Here is a 20,828-nt window from a genome sequence, read left to right as displayed (position 1 = left end):
CGCCTGCGCTGCACCGCACCAAAGGCCATCGGCGCCTCCGCAGTAGAATCGACGGGTTCCCCACCGTTGTCGGTCTTCCCCGGAGTTTCCATGAGTTCGCAGCCCAAGCACATCCCCGCCAGCAGCACGGACGCGGAGGCGACGCCGCTGCGTTTCGTCACGGCGGCGAGCCTGTTCGACGGCCACGACGCGGCCATCAACATCATGCGCCGGATCATCCAGAGCCAGGGCGCCGAGGTGATCCACCTTGGTCACAACCGCTCGGTGGAAGACGTGGTCCGCGCGGCGCTGCAGGAAGACGCCGACGCGATCGCGCTGTCCTCGTACCAGGGCGGCCACGTCGAGTACTTCAAGTACATGGTCGACATGCTTCGCGAGCGCGGCGCCGCCCATATCCGTGTGTTCGGCGGAGGCGGCGGCACGATCACGCCGGAAGAAATCAAGGAACTCCAGGCCTATGGCGTGGAACGGATCTACCATCCGAACGACGGCATGAAGCTCGGCCTCACCGAGATGATCGAGGACGTGATGTCGCGTACCCGCGCCGCGGTGAAGCGGCGCGTGGAAGCGGCACCGCCGGCCACCTCCGTCGAGGACGAGATCTCCATCGGTGCCATGCTCTCGGCGATCGAGGAAGACCGGTTCGCCGAGGAAGAACTCGCGCGCCTGCGCAAGGCGTGGAAGCTCGCCGCCGGCAAGACGCCGGTGCTCGGCCTCACCGGCACCGGTGGCGCGGGCAAGTCCTCGGTGGTGGACGAATTGCTGCTGCGCTTCCTGCATGCCTTCCCGCAGATGCGCATCGCGGTGCTTGCCGTGGACCCCACCCGTCGGCGAAGCGGCGGCGCATTGCTGGGCGATCGCATCCGCATGAACTCGCTGCGCAGCCCGCGCGTATACATGCGGTCGATGGCCACGCGCCGCCAGCACGCCGCGACCTCCATCGTGCTGCACGATTGCATCGACTTCCTCAAGGCCCAGGCGTACGACCTGGTGATCGTCGAGACCGCCGGCATCGGCCAGAGCGATTCGGAGATCGTCGATCTCGTCGATTTCCCGGTCTATGTCATGACCAGCGAATATGGCGCGGCGAGCCAGCTCGAGAAGATCGACATGCTCGACTTCGCCGAGCTGGTGGTGCTCAACAAATTCGACAAGCGAGGCGCCGAAGACGCGTTGCGTGACGTGCGCAAGCAATGGAAGCGCAACCGTACCGCGTTCCAGTTGGCCGACGAGAAGGTGCCGGTGTATCCGACGATCGCCAGCCAGTTCAACGACCCGGGCGTCACCTGGATGTTCGCCAACCTGTGCCGCCTGCTTTGCGAGAAGCTCTCGCTGCCGGCCGGCGAATGGACCCCCGAGTTGGACACCCGCCTGCGCGAGCCGCGGGCGACGGTGCTGATCCCGGGCAACCGCGTCCGGTACCTGGCCGAGATCGCCGAGCAGGGTCGCGGCGTCAACGCGACGATCGCCAGGCAGGCCGAAGCGGCAAGCAAGGCGCAGCACTATTACGAGTCGCTCAAGGACATCGGCGACGATGCCTTGCCGCGTGCCTTCGACCTCTACGACCACGACCTGCTCGTCGTCGACGGCGACCGGTCGCTGGCTACGCTGCGCCAGCGCTACAACGAGGCGGTGCGTGAACTCTCCAGCGAGGCCATCAACCTGCTTCGCGAGTGGCCGTCGCGGTTCGAATCGGTCACCGCAGAATTCAACGAATACCAGGTGCGCGACAAGGTCATCCGCGTCGAGAACTACCGTGAATCCCTGAGCCACCAGAAGATTCCGAAAGTGTCGCCGCCGAAGACGAAGGATTGGGGCGACCTCCTGTCCTTCCTCATGCGCGAGAACCTGCCCGGGCATTATCCGTACACGGGTGGCGTCTTCCCGTACCGCCGCGCGGGGGAGGATCCCACCCGCATGTTCGCTGGCGAGGGCACGCCGGAACGCACCAACCGCCGCTTCCATTACCTCTCGCTGGGTGGCGCCGCCGCACGCCTGTCCACGGCGTTCGACTCGGTCACGCTGTACGGCGAGGACCCGGCACCGCGCCCCGATATCTACGGCAAGATCGGTAATTCAGGCGTGTCCATCGCGACGCTGGACGACATGAAGAAGCTCTATTCGGGCTTCGACCTGTCGGCGCCCTCGACGTCGGTGTCGATGACGATCAACGGACCGGCGCCGATCATCCTCGCCATGTTCATGAATACCGCGATCGACCAGAACGTGGAAAAGTACCTCAACGAGGACGCCTCGCGCTGGGAGATGGCCAACGCGCGGATCGCCGAGTTGTACCCCGATGGCAACCGCCCTCGTTACAACGGCGACCTGCCGAAGGGTAACGATGGCCTCGGGCTCGGCCTGCTGGGCGTGTCGGGTGAAGAGGTGGTCGATCCGGAAACCTACGCCCGGATCAAGGCGTATACGCTGGCGACCGTGCGCGGGACCGTCCAGGCCGACATCCTGAAGGAAGACCAGGCGCAGAACACCTGCATCTTCAGCACGGAGTTCGCCCTGCGCATGATGGGCGACATCCAGCAGTATTTCGTCGACCACAAGGTACGCAACTTCTATTCGGTGTCGATCTCGGGGTACCACATCGCCGAAGCCGGTGCCAACCCGATCAGCCAGCTGGCCTTCACGCTGTCGAACGGCTTCACCATCGTGGAGTATTACCTTGCGCGTGGCATGAAGATCGATGATTTCGCGCCGAACCTGTCGTTCTTCTTCTCCAACGGCATGGACCCGGAATACACCGTGATCGGCCGCGTCGCCCGCCGCATCTGGGCCCGCGCCATGCGCGAGCGCTACGGTGCCAGCGCGCGCAGCCAGATGCTGAAGTACCACATCCAGACCTCCGGCCGCTCGCTGCATGCGCAGGAGATCCAGTTCAATGACATCCGCACCACGTTGCAGGCCCTGTACGCGCTCTTCGACAACTGCAACAGCCTGCATACCAACGCCTATGACGAGGCCATCACCACGCCGACCGAGGAAAGCGTGCGTCGCGCCGTGGCGATCCAGCTGATCATCAATCGCGAGTTGGGACTCAACTTCAACGAGAACCCGTGGCAGGGCAGCTACGTCGTGGACGAGCTGACCGACCTGGTCGAGGAAGCCGTATACAAGGAGTTCGAGGCGATCAGCGAGCGTGGCGGCGTGCTCGGCGCGATGGACACGATGTACCAGCGCGGAAAGATCCAGGAAGAGTCGATGTACTACGAGCACAAGAAGCACGATGGCTCGCTCCCGCTCATCGGCGTCAATACCTTCCTGCCCAAGGACCACGGCGGCGAGATCGCCACCGAGATCGAACTGATCCGCTCCACGGAAGAAGAAAAAGGCCAGCAGATCGACAATGTGTTGCTTTATGGCAAGGCCCGCAACCGGCTCGCGCCGGAGAGCCTCAAGGTCTTGCAGAAGACCGCCCGCGAACGCCGCAACGTGTTCGAGCAATTGATGGAAGCGGTGAAGAACAATTCCCTCGGCCAGATCAGCCACGCGCTGTACGACGTGGGCGGCGAGTACCGCCGCAACATGTAACCCCGCAAGCCACAGCCGCTCCGCTCCGGCGGAGCCCACCCCGCTTTGGTGGGAGCCGACCCTGTCGGCGATTCAGGTCGCGGCTAGCACCCGATCGCCGACAGGGTCGGCTTCCACCGGATCGCCGCGACGCGACTCCGTCCGTCGGATTTGAACTCGACGCGCGGTTCGTAGTCCCATGGGGGCTTGGTTTTTTGTGGGAGCAGCAGGTTGAGCAGACAGTCATCGGGTTCGAAATGGGTCGCGGCGTTGCTGGTCGTGGCCATCGCCGTGGTCGTCGGCGTGTTCGTCTATCGCGAAAAGCAGGCGCGGGAAGCCGCATCCGCTCCACCGTTCGCCGTTGCCGGATCGTCGTCGGCATCATCGACAGCCGTGCACGATGCGACCTTGCCGCAGCATCCCATCGGCGGTCCGGCGCAGGCGTCCACGGCATCGCTGCCGCCGCTGGACCAGAGCGATGACGAGATCCTCGCCGGCCTGCTGGCGCTGGCCAGCGATGGTGCACTCAAGTCGTTGTTGCGCACCGATGCCATCGTCTCGCGGATGGTGGCCACGATCGACGCCTTGCCGAAGCAGAGTGTCGGCATGAATGTCGTGCCCCTGCGCACGCCCACGGGACGCTTCCAGGTCGTGTCGGACGACGGCAATTTCGTCGCCTCGAAGAAGAATGCCGAACGCTATGCCACCTATATGTACGTCGCGGACCGGATCGATCCGAACGCGGCGGCGGCCTGGTACAAGCGTAACTATCCGTTGTTCCAGCAGGCCTACCGCGACCTCGGGACCAACGGGTACTTCAACGACCGCCTGGTCGAGGTCATCGACCATTTGCTCGCCGCGCCCGAACCGAAGGGGAACCAGCAGCTGATTCCCGCGAAGGAGGGGTATGTGTATGCGAACCCCGCGCTGGAGCAATTGTCGGTCGGGCAAAAGTTCATGATGCGCGTGGGGCTTGAGAACGAAGCGAAGCTCAAGGCGAAATTGCGGGCCTTGCGAGAGGCGGTGGTTGCACAGCCGGAGGCGCCGGGTCCGGTGGGTGATGAGGGGCCGACTTCGCGGTAGCGCCGCAGGAAAGCATCGCCGACAAAGTCGGCTCCCACAGAAGTCCAGGGGCGTCGCCGACAAGGTCGGCTCCCACCGGAGCCTAGGCCTGGCAGGGTCGGCTCCCACCAGAGGCTGGGGCTGACAGGGTCGGCTCGCACCAGGGCAAGCCGGAAACAGCTAGCCCGGTGGGAGCCGACCTTGTCGGCGATGCGCCCGTCAGGGCGCCTTCTTCGACGGATCGCGCACCGGCACGTTGATATTGCACAGGTCGATCTTCCCGGCCGGTCGCGTATAGAACGCATCCTGACGGTTGCGCTTTGCCTCGACCACGGCGGCGAAGGTCTTGCTGTCCGTGCGCAGCACCTGTATCGGCGTGCGCTCTGCTTCCGGAACATCCGCGGCGAGGCGTACGCTCCTGATCGTCACGCGTTGCTCCGGCTTGTCGTAGAAGCCCATCGGTTCGCCGCCGCGCGGATAGGCGGAAAGGATCTCCATGCCCTTGATGACCTTGCCTGCGACCGCGAGGTTGCGGTCGAGGTTGCGCGGCGCCTGGCCGATGATCGCGTAGAGCGAACTGCCGTTGCCGGTCTCGGCACCGGTATCGCGCGCGACGCCGACCGTGCCGTAGCAATGGGTGATCCAGGCCTCGCCCTTGCCATCGCGGGCGACAGGGAAGCCATCGGAAAAGCCGACCTCGGGTGCATAGACGTCGCCGTCCTGAAGCCTGGTGAAGGGATAGGCCTTGCCATCCTTGCGGGTGAACTCCGGGGCCAGGGTTTCCTTCGCCGTACCCAGGCTCTTCGCCTTCTTCTTGTCGTCGCCATCCGGATCGCCCCACTGCGTGACGAAGTTGTCCTGGACGCGGATCACCTGGGTGCCGTCGAAGTAATGCTCGCGGATCAACGTACGGATGTTCGCCGCGTGCAGGGGCGACCAGTCCTGGGCGAGCTCGATGATCACCCGGCCCTGCGGCAGGTCCATGTAGACGAGGTTTTGCGGATCGGGCGTGCGCCATTCCGCCGGTGTCGACTTCGCCAGCAGCTCCTTGGGCGTGGGCGTCTTCTTGGCTTCTTCCGCCACGGCGGGCAGGGCGAGGGCGAGCGCGAGCACGAGGCAGGTACGAGCGAGCATGGGATCCCCAAGGTGTGGTTGGCCAGGCGACGTTAGCAGAGCCCGGCTCGCTCCCGCCATGGCTAGAGACCCAGGATGGCCTTCGGTTCCAGGTAGGCCTCGAGTCCGAAGCGGCCGTACTCGCGTCCCAGTCCCGACTGCTTGAAACCGCCGAACGGCGCCTTCGGGTCGTGGGCCAGCGTGTTCACCATGACACGACCCGCATCGATGCGGGAGGCGACGCGGCGTGCACGGCTGGTGTCGCTGGAGAAGACGTAGGCTTGCAACCCGTACGGCGTGTCGTTGGCGATCGCGATCGCATCTTCCTCGTCGTCGTACGCGATGATCGAAAGCACCGGCCCGAAGATTTCCTCGCGGGCGATGGCCATGTCGTTGCGTATGTCGGTGAACAACGTGGGGCGAACGAGCCATCCGCGCGCGTAACCGGCCGGCCGGCCTTCGCCGCCGGCGAGCAGCCGAGCGCCTTCCTCGACACCCTTGCGGATATAACCCTGCACACGTTGCCATTGCTTCGCGCTGACCATCGGGCCCACCGTGGTGGCGGGATCGTTGGGATCGCCGGAGACGACGGCATCGACGGCGTCCTTCGCCACGGCTTCGAACTCGGCCAGTCGCGAACGCGGCACGAGGATGCGCGAGCCCGCGATGCAGGCCTGCCCGCTGTTGTTGAAGCCCGCCATGATCGTCAGTGGCACCACCTGCGCGAAGTCGGCGTCGTCGAGAACCACGCTGGGTGACTTGCCGCCGAGTTCGAGCGTGACGCGCTTCAACGTCTCGGCGCCCGCGCGAACGATGCCCTTGCCCACCGCCGTCGATCCGGTGAAGGAGATCTTCGAGACATCGGGGCTGCCCACGATCTCCGCGCCCACGACGTCGCCCCGGCCGGTCACGATGTTGAACACGCCGGCGGGGGCTCCGGCCTCGTGCAAGGCCTCGGTGACGATACGTGTCTGCAGCGCGCTCATCTCGCTCGGCTTGATCACCGCCGTGCATCCCGCGGCGATCGCGGCGGCGAGCTTTCCGCAGATAAAGCCGGCATTGCTGTTCCATGGCGTAATGAGGCCGGCGACTCCCACGGGTTGCATCATCACCGTGGACGACCCCATGCGACGCTCGAAATCGAAGTCGCGCAACGTGGCGATGGCATCGAGGAACACGCTGGAGGCGTGCCCGGTCATCCAGCTGCCACGCGATACCGGCGCACCGTATTCCTCGCGAATCGCGGCGAAGAGTTCGTCCTCGCGGGCGACGATCGCGTCGTGCATGCGCTGGAGCAGGGCGATGCGTTCGTCGACCGTGGTCCTGGAGAACGTGGAAAAGGCGCGCTTCGCCGCCGCGATCGCGCGGCGGGCATCCTCGGCATCGGCCAGCCGGACCGTGCCGATGACTTCCTCGGTGGCGGGGTTGAAAAGTTCGAAGCGCTCGTCGCCGTGCGGGGTGACGAAGGCGCCGTCGATATAGACGTGATCGATCGCATGCATGGGGAAATCCTCGGAAAGCCGCTCCGACGTGGGCGGCGCCTTCCAAGGGTGCGGTCGCTGCATTAATCTGATAAGACGGATAAAACGAAATAACTTATTAAGCAGAGACGGATAATGCGCCCAGGACTCACCGAACTCGAAGCCGTGCTCGCCGTGGCCCGGCAGGGAAGCTTCCGCGCCGCCGCCGCGTCGCTGGAGATGTCCACGTCGGCCCTCAGCCAATCCGTCGCCTCGCTGGAATCCCGACTGGGCACGCGGCTCTTCCACCGGACCACGCGTAGCGTCCGGCTCACGGAGGCAGGGGAGCGGTTCGTGGCCGAGGTGGGCCCGGCCCTCGCCGATATTCGTGGCGCGATCGAACGGATCAGCGACCACGGTGAAACCCCGACCGGCAGCTTGCGCATCAATACATCGGTCGGCGCGGCTCGCCGCGTCATGGGCCCGTACCTGATTCCCTACCTTCGGCGATATCCGGAAGTGCGCCTGGACCTCGTCACCGAGGATCGCCTGATCGATATCGTGCGCGAAGGCTTCGATGCCGGATTCCGCACCATGGACACGGTGCCTGGCGACATGATCGCCGTGCCGCTGGGGCCCCCGGTGCGTTTCGCTGTCGTGGGGTCGCCGGATTACTTCGCGCGGCATGGCCGGCCGGTGATCCCGGCGGATCTTGCCCGGCATGCCGGCATTCGCGCGCGCATGCCCGCCGGCCACATCTATCACTGGGAGTTCGAGCGGCACGGTGAAGCATCGACGGTGGACGTTGGCGGAACGCTGACCCTCGACGAGCCGCAGCTGATGCTCGAAGCGGCACGGGCCGGCCTCGGCCTGGCCTATCTCGCCGAGTTCAACGTGGTGGACGATCTCGCCGCGGGCCGCCTCGAACGAGTGCTGGAGGACTGGACGCCACCCTTCGACCGCCTTTGCCTCTACTACCCCGGAAGACGCCACGTGCCAGCGGCCCTGCGCGCCCTGGTCGACCTCATCAGGGAGACGGGCTGAGCGCATGGGCCAAGGGTCATGGCAAACCTTTGCGACGCCGGAGGCATCCTTTCCGTAAGTTTCCACGACCCGGATCGTCCATGCGCCATCGCCTTGCCCTGTTCACCCTCCTTTGTGTCGCCAGCGCCGCCGTGCATGCGGAGGTGACGATCGATGGCCACATCGATCCCGCCGAATGGGCGGGTGCGAAACACATCGTCGATTTCCGCGACACCCAGCCCAAGACAGGCAAGCCTGGCAGCCAGCCCACGGAGGCCTGGGTGCTGTCGACACCGAAAGGCCTGGCCGTGGCGATCCGCGTGACCCAGTCGGCCGACATCCCCCGCTCGCGCCAGCAGGCCCGGCGCGACGAGAACGCCCTGGTCGACCGCATCAACGTGATGGTCGACTTCGATGCCGATGGCCGCGTCGGCTATGACTTCGAGGTGAAGTCGCAAGGCGGTGTCGCGGACGAGGTGATCACCAACGAATCCGACTTCAGCTACGACTGGGACGGGCGCTGGGACCACGCGGTCAGCGAGGACGCGGAAGGCTACTCGGTGGAAGTGCTGATTCCCTGGTACATAGCGCCGATGCGCAAGGCCAACGGGGATACACGCACCATCGGCCTGTACATCGACCGCGTGATCGGCAGCACCGGCGAGCGCATGGCATGGCCGGCGGTAAGCTTCGATAACGGCCGCTTCCTGTCCAACTTCCAGCGCGTGGAACTGCCGGCGTATTCCCAGGCGCTGTTCGCCGTCACGCCCTACGTGGTGGGCAAGGTGGACCGTGCGCATGGCGGAACGTCCTTCGAGCAGGGTGCCGACATCATCTGGAAGCCGAACGGGCAGACCCAGCTCACGGCGACGATCAATCCCGATTTTGGCCAGGTGGAGAGCGACGACCTCGTCGTGAACTTCTCGCCAGAGGAAACCTTCTTCACCGACAAGCGCCCCTTCTTCACTGAGAACCAGGGCATCTTCGATTTCAGCCTGCTCGACGACGATTCGCAGCTGGTCTATACGCGGCGTGTCGGTGGCGCCTCGGACGATGGCCACGGCGCGGCCGACATCTCGGCCGCGGTGAAGGTGAACGGCAGCGTCGGTTCGACCAGTTACGGCATCCTCACCGCGCAGGAAAAGGGCGATGCCGGGCGCACGTTCGGTGCATTCCGGCTCAGCCAGAACGTGGGCACGCAAACCTTCGGCATGCTCGCCACGCGGGTGAACCATCCCTACCTCGACCGCGACGCGAACGTGCTGGGCTTCGACCATCGCTGGCAACCGAACGCGGCCTTTTCCATCACCAGCAACGTGGTCGGCAGCAAGATCGACCAGCCGCGCGCGGACAGCTCCGGCCTCGGTGCGACCAGCATCGCGTTCTGGGAAATGAACGATGTCTGGAGCCAGCAATGGCTGGGCATGTACTTCGGCCGCCGCCTGGACATCGACGACTTCGGTTACCTGCCGCGCAACGATATGGAATACCTGCACTGGGAGGTGCGCCAGCGCGTCACCGGCTTGCCGGAGGACTCGGCATACACCTCGCACATGTGGCATTACCGCATCTCGGCGCTCGACAACACCGAGGGGCGCGTCGTGCATCGCCGCTTCCGCATCCTGCGTGACAGCCAGCGCCGCGACGGCGGCGAGGAAGTGTGGCGGCTGGACGCGTTCACATCCGCCTACGACGACCTGCTCACCCGCGGCGGCAACGCGTTGCATACGCCGCCCACGGCCAAGCTCACCTATGAACGCGAGCGGCCACGCATCGGCCGCTGGGCATGGGAAGCGGAAGGCTTCATCAATGGCAACCAGCTCACCGGTTACCACCGCCTGGGCTATTACTTCAAGTTCACGCCCACGTACTTCATCACCGACGCCTTCAGCGTGTTCGCCGGCGCCAGTTACGAGTGGGACCCCAACTGGCTCATCTGGCAGCACGACAACCTGGTCGGCGCGTTCGATGGGCGTACCGTCGGCATCGACAGCGGGGTGAACTGGAACCTGGGCAACAAGCAGGAATTGCGCGTCAAGCTGCAGACCCTGGCGGTCGGCGCGAAACTGCGCCAGCGCCTGGAGATCACGCCCACGGGCGGCGCGGTGCCCAGCGACGAACCGGTGGACGATCTGGGCGTCGCCAACCTCGGTTTCCAGATTCGTTATCGTTACGAGATCGCGCCCTTGTCGAACCTGTACATCGTGTACAACCGCGGCGGATACATGGACGACACCAACGACGATGTCGATTCCCAGTTCCGTCGTGGCTTCAGCCTCAAGGACGTGAACGAGGGACTGGTGAAGGTGGCCTATCGCCTGGAGTTCTAGGGGGGGCTTAGAGGCCCGCTTCACATCCGCTGTGGCATTCCTCCAGCCAGGGACGGCTCATGGAGATCGTTGTGCCAAATCGCGCGAACCCCAGGCCAGGGCGGACCATCGGTGAACACGGCGTCATCGGCAACCTGGACACCACGGCGCTGGTCGCCATCGATGGCAGCATCGACTTCATGTGCTGGCCGCACCTGGACAGCCCGACGATCTTCGCGGCGCTGCTCGACCCGGAGAAGGGCGGCGAATTCTCGGTGACGCCGGAGCTCGATGGCGCGCACCGCCTGCAGCTCTATATTCCCGAGACCAACGTGCTGAGCACGCGCTGGATGTCCACGCACGGCAGCGTCGAACTGACCGACTTCATGCCCCATCCGGAGACCGGGGTGCGTCTTCCTCGCTGCGTGGTCCGCCGCGTCCGCGTATCGCGCGGCCGGATGCGCATCCGCGCATGCTGCCGGCCGCGCCTGGACTATGCGAAACGCGTGCCGGACGTCGCGATGCATGGCGATACCGTGGTCTTCCACGATGGCACCCGTTCGCTGCGCCTGGGTGCGAACGTGCCACTGCTGCCCGGTGACGGCGAGGCGGGTGCGGAGTTCGAACTGGAACGGGGCGGTGAAGCCTGGTTCGTGCTGTGCGACGAGTCATGCGATCCGCTCGATGCCGCGGAATGCCTCGCGGCCCTCGAAGCCACGGCCGATGCGTGGCGACGCTGGACACGCCGGTCGAACTACCGGGGGCGTTGGCGCGAAAGGGTGGATCGCTCCGCGCTTGTGTTGAAGCTGCTTACGTCGCACGCACACGGTTCGATCGCCGCGGCGGCCACGTTCGGCCTGCCCGAAGCCACGGGGTCCGAGCGTAACTGGGACTACCGCGCCACCTGGATACGCGATGCCTCGTTCACGGTCTACGCCTTCATGCGCCTGGGCTATGTGGACGAGGCGGAACGGTTCCGCCGATGGACCGAGGACCGGATCATGGCGCTGGAGGAGGGCGCCGCCCTGCGCGTCATGTACGCGCTCGACGGCGAGGAGGCGATGGACGAGGGAACGCTCGACCATCTCGCCGGTTACGCCGGCTCGCGTCCCGTGCGGATCGGCAATGGCGCGCGCACGCAGACCCAGCTGGACATCTTCGGCGAATTGATGGACAGCATCTACCTGTCCAACAAGTATGGCTCCGCGATCAGCCACGCGGGCTGGGCGCACGTGCGGCGCCTGGTCGATCACGTGCGCGAACACTGGTGTGACGCCGACGAGGGTATCTGGGAGATTCGCGACGAGCCGCGCCATTTCCTGCATTCCCGCCTGATGTGCTGGGTAGCCCTGGACCGTGCGGTGCGCCTTGCCGGCAAGCGTTCGTTGCCCGGCCCGGTGATGGAATGGGCGGCTGAACGCGACCGCATCGCCGACGATATATGGGCGAATTTCCGTCATCCGGAACACGGTTATTTCGTGCAGGCCCGCGGCGGCGAGGACCTGGACGCCTCGCTGTTGATGATGCCGCTGGTCCGTTTCGTCTCGGCGACCGATCCGGTGTGGTTGAAGACGCTGGACGCGATCGGCGAACGGCTCACCGATGACGGACTGGTCTTCCGCTATCGTAATGCGGACGGATTGGAAGGAGGCGAGGGCGCGTTCACCACCTGCACGTTCTGGTACGTGGAATGCCTGGCGCGTGCGGGACGCCTGCACGAAGCGCGTGAAGTGATGGCGCGTGGCGTCCTCTATGCGAACCATCTCGGCCTTTTTTCCGAAGAGCTCAGCCTGCTCGGCGAGCCGCTGGGCAACTTCCCGCAGGCGCTCACCCACCTGGCCTTCATCAGTGCCGCGTACTACCTCGACCGGCAGCTCTCGCATCCGGAAGGGCAGGTCTGGCAGCCCTAGACCAGTCGCAGGTCGCGCGCGTTGGCGCGGGGAAAGACCTTCGCCAGGTCGGCATCGGACAAGCCATACATCCGCCGCATCAGCCCCGCGAGCACGTCGCGGTAATTGTTGAGTACCGGATAGTCGCGGTTCTGCAGGAGGTTCGCCGCATTCACCGCCACCTGCCTTCCGGCGATGCGGCCACCGGCGACCTTTCCGCCCAGCACCCAGTACGCGGTGCCGTGACCGTGGTCGGTGCCCTTGTTGCCGTTCTCGCGGAAGGTGCGCCCGAATTCCGATACCACGACCACCACGGTGTCGTTCCATTCCGCTTCGCCAAGGCCATCGGCAAAGGCGGCCAGGCCCTTGCCGAGATTGTCCAGGTTGTTCGCCAGCTGGCCGGTCGCGCCACCCTGGTTGACGTGCGTGTCCCAGCCACCCACGTCGACGAAACCCAGGCGGAAGCGATCGCGCATCAGCGTGGCCATGCGCTGACCCTGCTGCGCGAAGCCACGCGCGTTCACCGCGCCCCGGCTGGCGGCGATCATTTCCACTTGCAGGTCCTGGGCCACTTGCTGGCGCAGTTCGAGGCCGTCGGTGGCGGCGGACTGCAAGGGGGTGCCCTGGTACATCCCGGCCAGGATCTTCGCCTGGCGGTCGTCGAACACCGCCTTGCCACCACCCTTCAGGGAGATGTTGGGAACGTCGCCCGCACCACGGAACGTCAGCGGCAACGCATCGGTGAACGCGATCGGCGGAACGCCCCGCAGCACGGTCGAAAGCCGGCCCATGAACCCGGAGCCATAGCTGCGTGCGTCGGAAGCCTCGCCCGCTTCGATATCGTCCTGGGTCTCGAAGTGGCTGCGCGAAAGGTCGTCCGTACCGGCGAAGGGAATGAAGGCGAGTTGGCGCCTGTCCCACAGGGGGCCCATCGAATCGTTCAGTACCGGTGCCAGGCCCCAGTCCGCATCGAGGGCGCGCACGGCGAGGGGATCGCCCGGCGTGGGCCGTGCCAGCGCGATGGTCGGGCGCGCCTCGTGGTAGAAGTCGCTCGAATACGGCACCAGCAGGTTGTTCGAATCGTAGCCTCCACGCAGGAACACCAGCAGGAAACGCGGCGAGGAGGGCGGCGTGGCGAACACCTTGCCACCCAGGGTGAGCGCGGGGACGCCGGCGGCGAGGGCGAGAAGGAACTGACGGCGATCCATGGCGGGCCTCAGCGGTAGTTGAACTCGGGGGACGCGAGCAGGAAGGTGTTCCATTCCTGCTGCGACGTGGCTTGCGCCAGCGCATCGCGCGTCTTCGGGCCCAGCGTGGGTTCGATCGTCGCGTAATACGTCGGCGTGGTCAGTTGCGGGAATCCGCCGCGCGTACGCTTGCCTTCCTCGTCCAGGTCGAACAGGTGGTTCGCCCCGCTGCCGATGGCGCGCGCGATCTCGAAGCGCTTCGCCACCTGCCCGGAACTCGACCATTCCGAATCCGCGATGGGCCATCCATCCGGCGTGATCCGGCCGAATGGTGCCTGGCCGAGTTGGCCGATCCAGTTCACCAGCGGGCGAGGGTTCGGCACCGGCTTGCCGTCGTAGGCGAGCCGCATCGCCGAGACGAGGAACTGGGTCGGGTCCTTGTACCGCTTGCCCAGCGACGCGGTGAAGGCCTTCGATTCCAGCATCGTCTTCACGACGGCGGCGATGTCCCCGTCGCTTCGCCGGAACGTCCTGGCCATCGCCTTTACCAGTTCCGGTGGCGGATCGTCGGCGACGAAGTACTTCGCGAGCCGGGTGGAGACGAAGGTGGCGCAGGCGGGCTGATTCACGATGAGGTCGACGGCTTTTTCCACCTCGTCGAAACCGCCGCCATGCAGGGTCGTCCCGAGCAGTTGCTTGTCGCCGAAGTCGTGGCGGTTCGGATTGAACTCGAAGGCGCCTTCGTGAAGGTAATACGGTTGCAGGGCGGGACGGATCTTGCGCGGTTGTCCGTCGAAGTCGACGCCCACGCCCGTGAGTACGCGGGCGAGGTTCTGCACGTCCGCCTGCGTGTAACCCCCATCGACGCCGAGCGTATGCAGCTCCATCAACTCGCGTGCATAGTTCTCGTTGATCTTGTCGCGCGCGTTCTGCGCATTATCGAGATACTCCAGCATCGCCGGGCTTTTCAGCGTGGCCAGGACGAGGTCGCGAAACTTGCCCAGCGCATGGGGCCGGATCGTGTTCCGTGCGTAGTCGGCCACCAGCCAGCGTACCCGCCCCTTGTCCTGGAAGACGCTGAAATGATTCAACCAGAACCACACGAGTTGCTCGCGCAGCTGGTTCTCGTCGTAGATCGCATGTAGCAGTTCGCTCGCCTGCGCTTCCTGTGCATAGCCGTTGCCCTGCTTCTGCAAGGCCTTGCGGGCCTCCTGTTTCGCGTCGCCGTCGGGCATGTCGTTGATCTGGCGGTACTGGTCGCGCACCTGGGCGAGCAAGGCCGCGGAAGGCGTCTTCATCGCATCGAAGCCGTCGATCTGCGCGTGCACGTCGGCAGGCAGCGCATCCTGTTTCGGGTGCAGCTGTTCATCGAGGAAACGCCGCTTGCCGAGTTCGCGGAAGCGCGCCAGCGTGGCCGAATCCGCGCCGAAGGTGACCCTGTCGAGCCATGCGATATCCTCGTTCGACACGGCGTCGTCACGCGCGGCTGCCGGCAGCGCGGCGAGGGCGAGCAGGAAGGCGACGGCAAGAGATCGCATGGCATGTCCGTGTCCGGCGGGTGGTCCACCTTAAACGGAGTGGCTGGCGGAAGGTTTACTCCCGCCTGAGCGTGGGATCTTGCGATCCGCTAGATCTCGTTCTCGTCCGGCCCGATGAACTCGATGGCGGCCTCGCGCGAGCCGGCGGCTTCCTCGGCGACCTGGCGCACATGTTCGCCCACCTTGTCGTTGGGTACCTCGACCTCGAGCGTGTACGTACGTGAACTCATGTCGTCGGAGAGGTTCTGCGAACTGGAGTCGTCGCGGAAATCGCTCATGAAGTCATCGATTTCCTCGACGCGCTCCACGCGGTCGATACCATGGATCGCATTGGCCACGTCGTCGAAGATGTCACGGTCGCCGGTGATGCGGAGCAGGATACGGGGCATGGGGTCCTCCTGGATCGATACCCGGCGATGCTGCGGGGTGGCATGTATGCCGGAAGTGTACGCCCGGCTAACATGGATGTTTTGGATGGCCGTGCCATGCCCAAGACCTACGACCAGGCCTATTACGACAAGTGGTATCGCAGCGCGGGCCATGCCGTGCGCTCGCCCGCCGAGCTCCGGCGCAAGGTGGCGATGGTGCTGGGCCAGGCCGAGTTCTACCTGGGCCGCCCTGTGCGCAACGTGCTCGACATCGGTTGTGGCGAAGCGCCCTGGCGTGCCGCACTGCGCCGGTTGCGGCCGGGCATCGAGTATCGCGGGCTGGAAGCCAGCGAGTACGCCGTGGCCCGCTACGGCCGCTCGCGCCAGATCGGGTATGCCCGCTTCGGCCAGCTGGCCGAGTTGCGCTTCGACACCCGATTCGACCTGATCGTCTGCACCGACGTGCTGCATTACCTCAAGCCCGCGGAGATCCGCGCGGGCCTCGTCGGCATCGGCGAGATGGTGGAGGGGTTGGCTTTCCTCGAGGCCTATACGCGCGAGGACGATCCCGGTGGCGATCGCGAAGGGTTCTTCGGCCGGCCCGCGCGCTGGTACCGCGAGGCCTTCCGCGAGGTGGGCCTGATTCCCGTCGGCTCGCAGTGCTACGCCAGCCCACGGCTGGAACGCCACGTGGCCTCGCTGGAACGACTCTAGGTCGCGGAGAACCAGGCGATCGTCGCCAGCGCGTTGTTGGCGGCATGCGCGATGAACGCCGGCCATAGCGAACCGCTGCGCACGCGGAGCCAGGCGCAGAACAGGCCGACCAGGACCAGGTTGGGCACCGCGTACCAGAGCCAGTCGAGGTCGGGCAGGTGGACCATGCCGAAAACCAGGGCCGACAGGAGGATCGCCCAACCGTCACCCAGGCGGGTGCGCAGGATCGACAACAGGGCGCCGCGAAACAGCAGTTCCTCCACGGCCGGTCCCGCCAGCACAGCCACCGGGAGCAGGGCCACGCGCATCCCCACGTGGGCCTTGTCGGCGATGTCGCTGACCGCCTGGGTCACCTCGCGGTCGCCGGCAAGGAACTGGGTCAGCAGGCCACCGAGGATCGGCGCCGCGATGCCCAGGGCGGTGCCCATGGCGACGAAGCGTCCGTCCGGCGGCGTGAAGCCAAGGCCGGCCGGTCCGGCGTCCGTGGCGTAGCGACCCCAGCGGCGAAGCAGCAGCCAGAAGATCAGCCCCGCCGAGCAGGCCAGGGTGAGGATCACCACGACGATCAGGCGGTCCGGCGCCTCGGGCACCCGATCCGGGAAATACCGGGCCAGTTGCATGGAGATGCCGCCGAACAGGCCGCCGAAGCCGATCTGGAGGCCGAAATAGGCGGCGATGCAGAGGATCGTCTCGACGACGCCGGGCGTGCGTGGCGGCGACCCGACGGACGCGGCGGAGGACAGGGGGATGTAATCGTGAGCCATGAGGCACCCTAGCCGACGGCCTGCGGGCTCGCAACGACGCTTCCGGCACAGTCCGTCACCTCGCCCCTGTATAGTTGACCGTCCCTGAAGGAGGAAGACGGGCGCCCCGACGCGCCGACCCATGTTTGCATTCGACTGGCTAGCCGACCCTTCGGCCTGGGCGGGACTCCTCACGTTGATCGTGCTGGAGATCGTGCTCGGCATCGACAACCTGGTGTTTGTCGCCATCCTCGCCGACAAGCTCCACGCCCGCCAACGCGACCACGCCCGCTTGCTCGGCCTGGGCCTGGCGCTGGTGATGCGCCTGTGCCTGCTCGCCGCCATGTCCTGGCTGGTGACGCTCACCCGGCCCCTGTTCCAGTGGAACGGCTTCGGCCTTTCATGGCGCGACCTCATCCTGCTGATCGGCGGCGCCTTCCTGTTGTTCAAGGCCACGCTCGAACTGCACGAGCGCCTGGAGGCCTCGGAGCACGACGAGGGCCGCAATGGCCGCCGCGCCAGTTTCTGGCTGGTCGTGGCGCAGATCGTCGTCCTCGACGCGGTGTTCTCGCTCGACTCGGTGATCACCGCCGTGGGCATGGTGGATCACCTCTCCATCATGATGATCGGCGTGGTGGTCGCCATGGCCCTGATGATTACCGCGAGCAAGCCGCTCACGGTCTTCGTGAACGCGCGTCCGACGGTCGTGATCCTTTGCCTGTCGTTCCTGCTGATGATCGGTTTCAGCCTCATCGCGGAAGGCTTCGGTTTCCACATTCCCAAGGGCTACCTGTACGCCGCGATCGGTTTCTCGATCATGATCGAGGTGTTCAACCAGACGATGCGGCGCAACCGCCGGCGTTCGCTGCTGGTCGGTGGCCGGATCATGCGCGACCGCACGGCGAAGGCCGTGCTGCGCCTGCTCGGCGGGGCGCCCGACGAGGAAGGCGAATCCAGCAAGGGTGGCAAGGGCGACGGCGCCGTGGAGATCACGGAGACCGCGGTGTTCGGCAAGGACGAACTCGAGATGGTGCAGGGCGTGCTCGACCTCTCCCAGCGGCCGGTGCGTTCGATCATGACGCCGCGCACGGAGATCGTATGGGTCGATCCGGGCGAAGACATGCCGACGCTGCTGCGGGAAGCACGCGAGTCGCCGCATCACTGGATGCTGGTGGCCAATGGCGACCTCGACGAACTCGTCGGCGTGGTCTCGTCCCGCGACCTCCTGGCTAGCCTCGCGGACCACGGCCGGCTCGATACCGATACCGTCGTGCGCAAGCCGATCACGGTGTTGGAATCACTGAGCGTGCTGCGCCTGATCGACGAATTCCGCCGGGCCCCGCTACAGGTGGCCCTCGTGGTGGACGAGTACGGCAGCATCCTGGGCCTGGTCACGCCAGCCGACGTGCTGGAGGTGATCGCGGGCGAATTTCCAGACGAGAACCGCGAGGGCGATCCCTCGGCGGTGAGCGAGCCGGACGGCGCCTGGTTGCTGGACGCCAGCCTCGACGTGCGTCGCGTGGAACACCTGCTGGGCCATCGCCTGCCCGGCGCGAGCGACGGCAATTTCTCCACGCTGGCGGGCTTCGTCCTGCAACGGCTGGGCCGCCTGCCCACGCCGGGCGACCGCTTCGAATCCGACGGGCTCGAGTTCGAGGTCACCGCGATGGATGGCGCGCGCATCCAGCGGGTGCGCGTGCTGGCGGTGGCAGGCGACGACGAGGACTACTAGCGCCTGGCACCGGTATCCCGGGTCAGGCCCCCGCCGCATCCTCCACGGGCGCGGCATTGTTTTCCATGACGGCCATGCCGATCCCGCCGGCGGCCATCAGCATGAGCACGGCCCAGGCGATCATCGAGACCAGGTAGCCAGGGCCACGGCGCGACGGATCGCGTAGGTAGGCCAGGGCGTACCAGATCCGGCCCGCGAGCCAGACCAGGCCGGCGATACCGGCCCAGAGCGGGTCCACGTACTGGGCGGCCAGCCACAGCGCCGGGATGAACATCACCGCGTTCTCGAGGGTGTTCATCTGCACGCGCCAGGCGCGCTCGAACGCGGGGTCACCCGAGATCGACGGAGCCTTGATGCCATAACGTTCACGCGCGCGGCCTACCATCCACACGGTGGCGAACATCAGGAGCAAGGTGAGCAAGGTGACGACGGCGGGGAGCTGACTGGTCATGAAACGATCCGGGGGATGACATCAGCCGCGGAGTTTACCGGCAACGGTCCGTGCGATCATGCCGACCGCGTCTCGCTTGCGACGCGTTCACGGGAGGGTGAAGCCATGCTCTGGCAAAAAGGCCGTAGAAGCGACAATGTGGAAGACGCCGGCGAAGGCGGCGGTGGTGGTCCGTCTTTCGGCGGCAAGGGGCTGGGCATCGGCGGCATCGTCATTCTCGCCATCCTGGGGCTGGTCTTCTTCAAGGACCCCACGGCCCTGCTCGGCCAGGGCGAACCAGGGGCGGCATCCACGCCGCAGACCCAGCAGGCCCCGCACCAGGCGGCGGCGAACGACCCGCAGGTGGATTTCGTGCGCGCCATCCTGGGCGAGACCGAAGACACCTGGGGCGAGATCTTCGCCGCCAACGGCAAGCAGTACGAACAGCCGAAGCTGGTGTTGTTCCGCAACGGCGTGCGTACCGCGTGCGGTTCGGCGTCCTCCGCGGTGGGCCCGTTCTATTGCCCGGGCGACCACCGCGTCTATCTCGACCTCGGCTTTTTCCAGGACATGCAGACGCGCTTCCACGAGGCGGGGGATTTCGCCCGTGCCTATGTCATCGCGCATGAGGTCGGCCACCACGTGCAGAACCTGGTCGGGGTGTTCGACAAGGTGGGCGATGCGCGCCGCCATGGCGCCCGGCTGGAAGGCGCCTCGGGTTTGTCCGTGCGCCAGGAATTGCAGGCGGATTGCTTCGCCGGCGTATGGGCCAACCATTCGCAGCAGCGCCAGCAGTGGCTGCAGCCCGGCGACGTCGAATCCGCGATCAACGCGGCCACGGCGATCGGTGACGATGCCTTGCAGGAACAGTCGCAGGGCAGGGTGGTCCCCGATTCCTTCACCCACGGCACGTCCGCCCAACGCGTGCATTGGTTCCGCACGGGACTGGAAAGCGGCGACATCGGCAAGTGCAACACGTTCTCCGGCTCGATCTGACCCATGACTCATCCTTGCCTGCGCTGCGGCGCATGCTGCGCGACGTACCGCGTCGCTTTTCATTGGCTGGAAACCGACGTGGCCGGCGGCGTGACGCCGGCCACGCTGACGGAGCATCTCGACCCGCATCGCGTGGCGATGCACGGCACGAACGCCTACGAACCGCGCTGCAAGTCGCTCGTGGGCGAGGTGGGAGTGGCCGCGCACTGCGGTGTCTACGCCGTGCGGCCCTCGCCATGCCATGAGTTGCTACCGGCATGGGAAAACGGCGAGCCAAGCCCCCAATGCGACAAGGCACGCATCCGCCACGGCATGCAACCCCTGACCCCAGCCGATTTCGCGACCTAGAACCCACCCTGGTGAAGGCCCTGGCGGACCGCTGATAGAAGTCTCGGTGAAAGCTCTTGTGGGAGCCGACCTTGTCGGCGATCCCGCGGCAGCGGGCGGCGTGGGGCAGAGCCGTCGGCCGCCACCCTCGTCGCTCCGGTTACACCGTCGCTCGGGAAAGGAAGCCGCTGCGCGGCCATGTCTTATGGCTGGCGCCCCGTCGCGCCCGTCGCGCCGGGCGGGGTTTCCGACTCGCCTTCCATGGCTCGGCGGAAACGGCCGGCCGTCCAGGCCGGCCCCCTGACGGGCCTTTTCGCCCGTCGCTCCTCGGTTCCACAAGTCGCGCCGAGGGTGGCGGCCGACGGCTCTTCCGGGCACGGAGGGGGCGTGCGACAAAAGCAACGCCGTTTACCTG

The 20,828-nt window shown here is 66.0% G+C and carries 16 protein-coding genes; 9 read left to right on the top strand and 7 right to left on the bottom strand.

What is annotated here, in order from left to right; all coding sequences use genetic code 11:
• Positions 1-90 precede the first annotated feature (90 nt).
• Both ACR9Y6_RS09180 and ACR9Y6_RS09175 read left to right on the top strand, forming a co-directional pair.
• Positions 91-3,543 (top strand): methylmalonyl-CoA mutase family protein, encoded by a 3,453-nt coding sequence (locus tag ACR9Y6_RS09180; RefSeq protein ID WP_481281010.1) that lies wholly within the window; start codon positions 91-93, stop codon positions 3,541-3,543.
• A gap of 210 nt (positions 3,544-3,753) precedes the next feature.
• Complete coding sequence (locus ACR9Y6_RS09175) at positions 3,754-4,605, top strand: DUF3014 domain-containing protein (protein ID WP_481281009.1); 852 nt, start codon at positions 3,754-3,756, stop codon at positions 4,603-4,605.
• A 198-nt stretch (positions 4,606-4,803) separates the two neighbouring features.
• Here ACR9Y6_RS09175 and ACR9Y6_RS09170 read toward each other — a convergent pair whose 3' ends face one another.
• Positions 4,804-5,718: a peptidylprolyl isomerase gene (locus ACR9Y6_RS09170; RefSeq protein WP_481281008.1), complete on the bottom strand. Its 915-nt coding sequence runs from the start codon at positions 5,716-5,718 to the stop codon at positions 4,804-4,806.
• A 62-nt stretch (positions 5,719-5,780) separates the two neighbouring features.
• Positions 5,781-7,199: an aldehyde dehydrogenase family protein gene (locus ACR9Y6_RS09165; RefSeq protein ID WP_481281007.1), complete on the bottom strand. Its 1,419-nt coding sequence runs from the start codon at positions 7,197-7,199 to the stop codon at positions 5,781-5,783.
• 114 nt (positions 7,200-7,313) lie between these two features.
• Between ACR9Y6_RS09165 and ACR9Y6_RS09160 the strand changes: the two genes are divergently transcribed.
• From ACR9Y6_RS09160 to ACR9Y6_RS09150, 3 genes are all read left to right on the top strand, one after another.
• Complete coding sequence (locus ACR9Y6_RS09160; protein ID WP_481281006.1) at positions 7,314-8,201, top strand: LysR family transcriptional regulator; 888 nt, start codon at positions 7,314-7,316, stop codon at positions 8,199-8,201.
• 80 nt (positions 8,202-8,281) lie between these two features.
• The gene (locus tag ACR9Y6_RS09155; protein ID WP_481281005.1) at positions 8,282-10,510 is read left to right on the top strand and encodes a DUF5916 domain-containing protein; all 2,229 of its coding nucleotides are present in this window, start codon (positions 8,282-8,284) and stop codon (positions 10,508-10,510) included.
• A 71-nt stretch (positions 10,511-10,581) separates the two neighbouring features.
• The gene (locus ACR9Y6_RS09150; protein WP_481281004.1) at positions 10,582-12,399 is read left to right on the top strand and encodes a glycoside hydrolase family 15 protein; all 1,818 of its coding nucleotides are present in this window, start codon (positions 10,582-10,584) and stop codon (positions 12,397-12,399) included.
• On the opposite strand, the gene ACR9Y6_RS09145 is transcribed toward ACR9Y6_RS09150, so the two are convergent.
• From ACR9Y6_RS09145 to ACR9Y6_RS09135, 3 genes are all read right to left on the bottom strand, one after another.
• Entirely contained in the window at positions 12,396-13,586 is a 1,191-nt protein-coding gene (locus ACR9Y6_RS09145; RefSeq protein ID WP_481281003.1) for a DUF1501 domain-containing protein, read from the bottom strand. The genes ACR9Y6_RS09150 and ACR9Y6_RS09145 overlap by 4 nt on opposite strands.
• An 8-nt stretch (positions 13,587-13,594) precedes the next feature.
• Positions 13,595-15,103, bottom strand: coding sequence for a DUF1800 domain-containing protein (locus ACR9Y6_RS09140; RefSeq protein WP_481281002.1), 1,509 nt, complete (start codon positions 15,101-15,103; stop codon positions 13,595-13,597).
• 89 nt (positions 15,104-15,192) lie between these two features.
• The gene (locus tag ACR9Y6_RS09135) at positions 15,193-15,492 is read right to left on the bottom strand and encodes a hypothetical protein (protein WP_481281001.1); all 300 of its coding nucleotides are present in this window, start codon (positions 15,490-15,492) and stop codon (positions 15,193-15,195) included.
• Between the two features lie 96 nt (positions 15,493-15,588).
• Here ACR9Y6_RS09135 and ACR9Y6_RS09130 point away from each other — a divergent pair, with 96 nt between their 5' ends.
• Positions 15,589-16,185 carry a class I SAM-dependent DNA methyltransferase gene (locus ACR9Y6_RS09130; RefSeq protein WP_481281000.1) on the top strand — a complete coding sequence of 199 codons (597 nt, stop codon included), beginning with the start codon at positions 15,589-15,591 and terminating at the stop codon, positions 16,183-16,185.
• Here the strand turns inward: ACR9Y6_RS09130 and ACR9Y6_RS09125 are convergent.
• Positions 16,182-16,949, bottom strand: coding sequence for a CPBP family intramembrane glutamic endopeptidase (locus tag ACR9Y6_RS09125; protein ID WP_481280999.1), 768 nt, complete (start codon positions 16,947-16,949; stop codon positions 16,182-16,184). The two genes, ACR9Y6_RS09130 and ACR9Y6_RS09125, sit on opposite strands and share 4 nt — an antisense overlap.
• A gap of 121 nt (positions 16,950-17,070) precedes the next feature.
• Here ACR9Y6_RS09125 and ACR9Y6_RS09120 point away from each other — a divergent pair, with 121 nt between their 5' ends.
• A complete protein-coding gene (locus tag ACR9Y6_RS09120) occupies positions 17,071-18,660 on the top strand; it encodes a TerC family protein (protein ID WP_481280998.1) in 1,590 nt (529 codons plus the stop codon).
• A gap of 22 nt (positions 18,661-18,682) precedes the next feature.
• Here ACR9Y6_RS09120 and ACR9Y6_RS09115 read toward each other — a convergent pair whose 3' ends face one another.
• Complete coding sequence (locus ACR9Y6_RS09115; RefSeq protein ID WP_481280997.1) at positions 18,683-19,111, bottom strand: MAPEG family protein; 429 nt, start codon at positions 19,109-19,111, stop codon at positions 18,683-18,685.
• A gap of 105 nt (positions 19,112-19,216) precedes the next feature.
• On the opposite strand from ACR9Y6_RS09115, the gene ypfJ reads away from it, so the two are divergent.
• Positions 19,217-20,086: a KPN_02809 family neutral zinc metallopeptidase gene (ypfJ, locus tag ACR9Y6_RS09110; protein ID WP_481280996.1), complete on the top strand. Its 870-nt coding sequence runs from the start codon at positions 19,217-19,219 to the stop codon at positions 20,084-20,086.
• A gap of 3 nt (positions 20,087-20,089) precedes the next feature.
• The gene (locus ACR9Y6_RS09105; protein WP_481280995.1) at positions 20,090-20,434 is read left to right on the top strand and encodes a YkgJ family cysteine cluster protein; all 345 of its coding nucleotides are present in this window, start codon (positions 20,090-20,092) and stop codon (positions 20,432-20,434) included.
• The last annotated feature ends 394 nt before the right edge of the window (positions 20,435-20,828 follow it).

Source organism: Luteibacter sp. TLI7-4A (genome assembly GCF_056754745.1).
The sequence above is the reverse complement of the archived record's forward strand: the minus strand, read 5'-3'. Positions and strand labels throughout refer to the sequence as shown.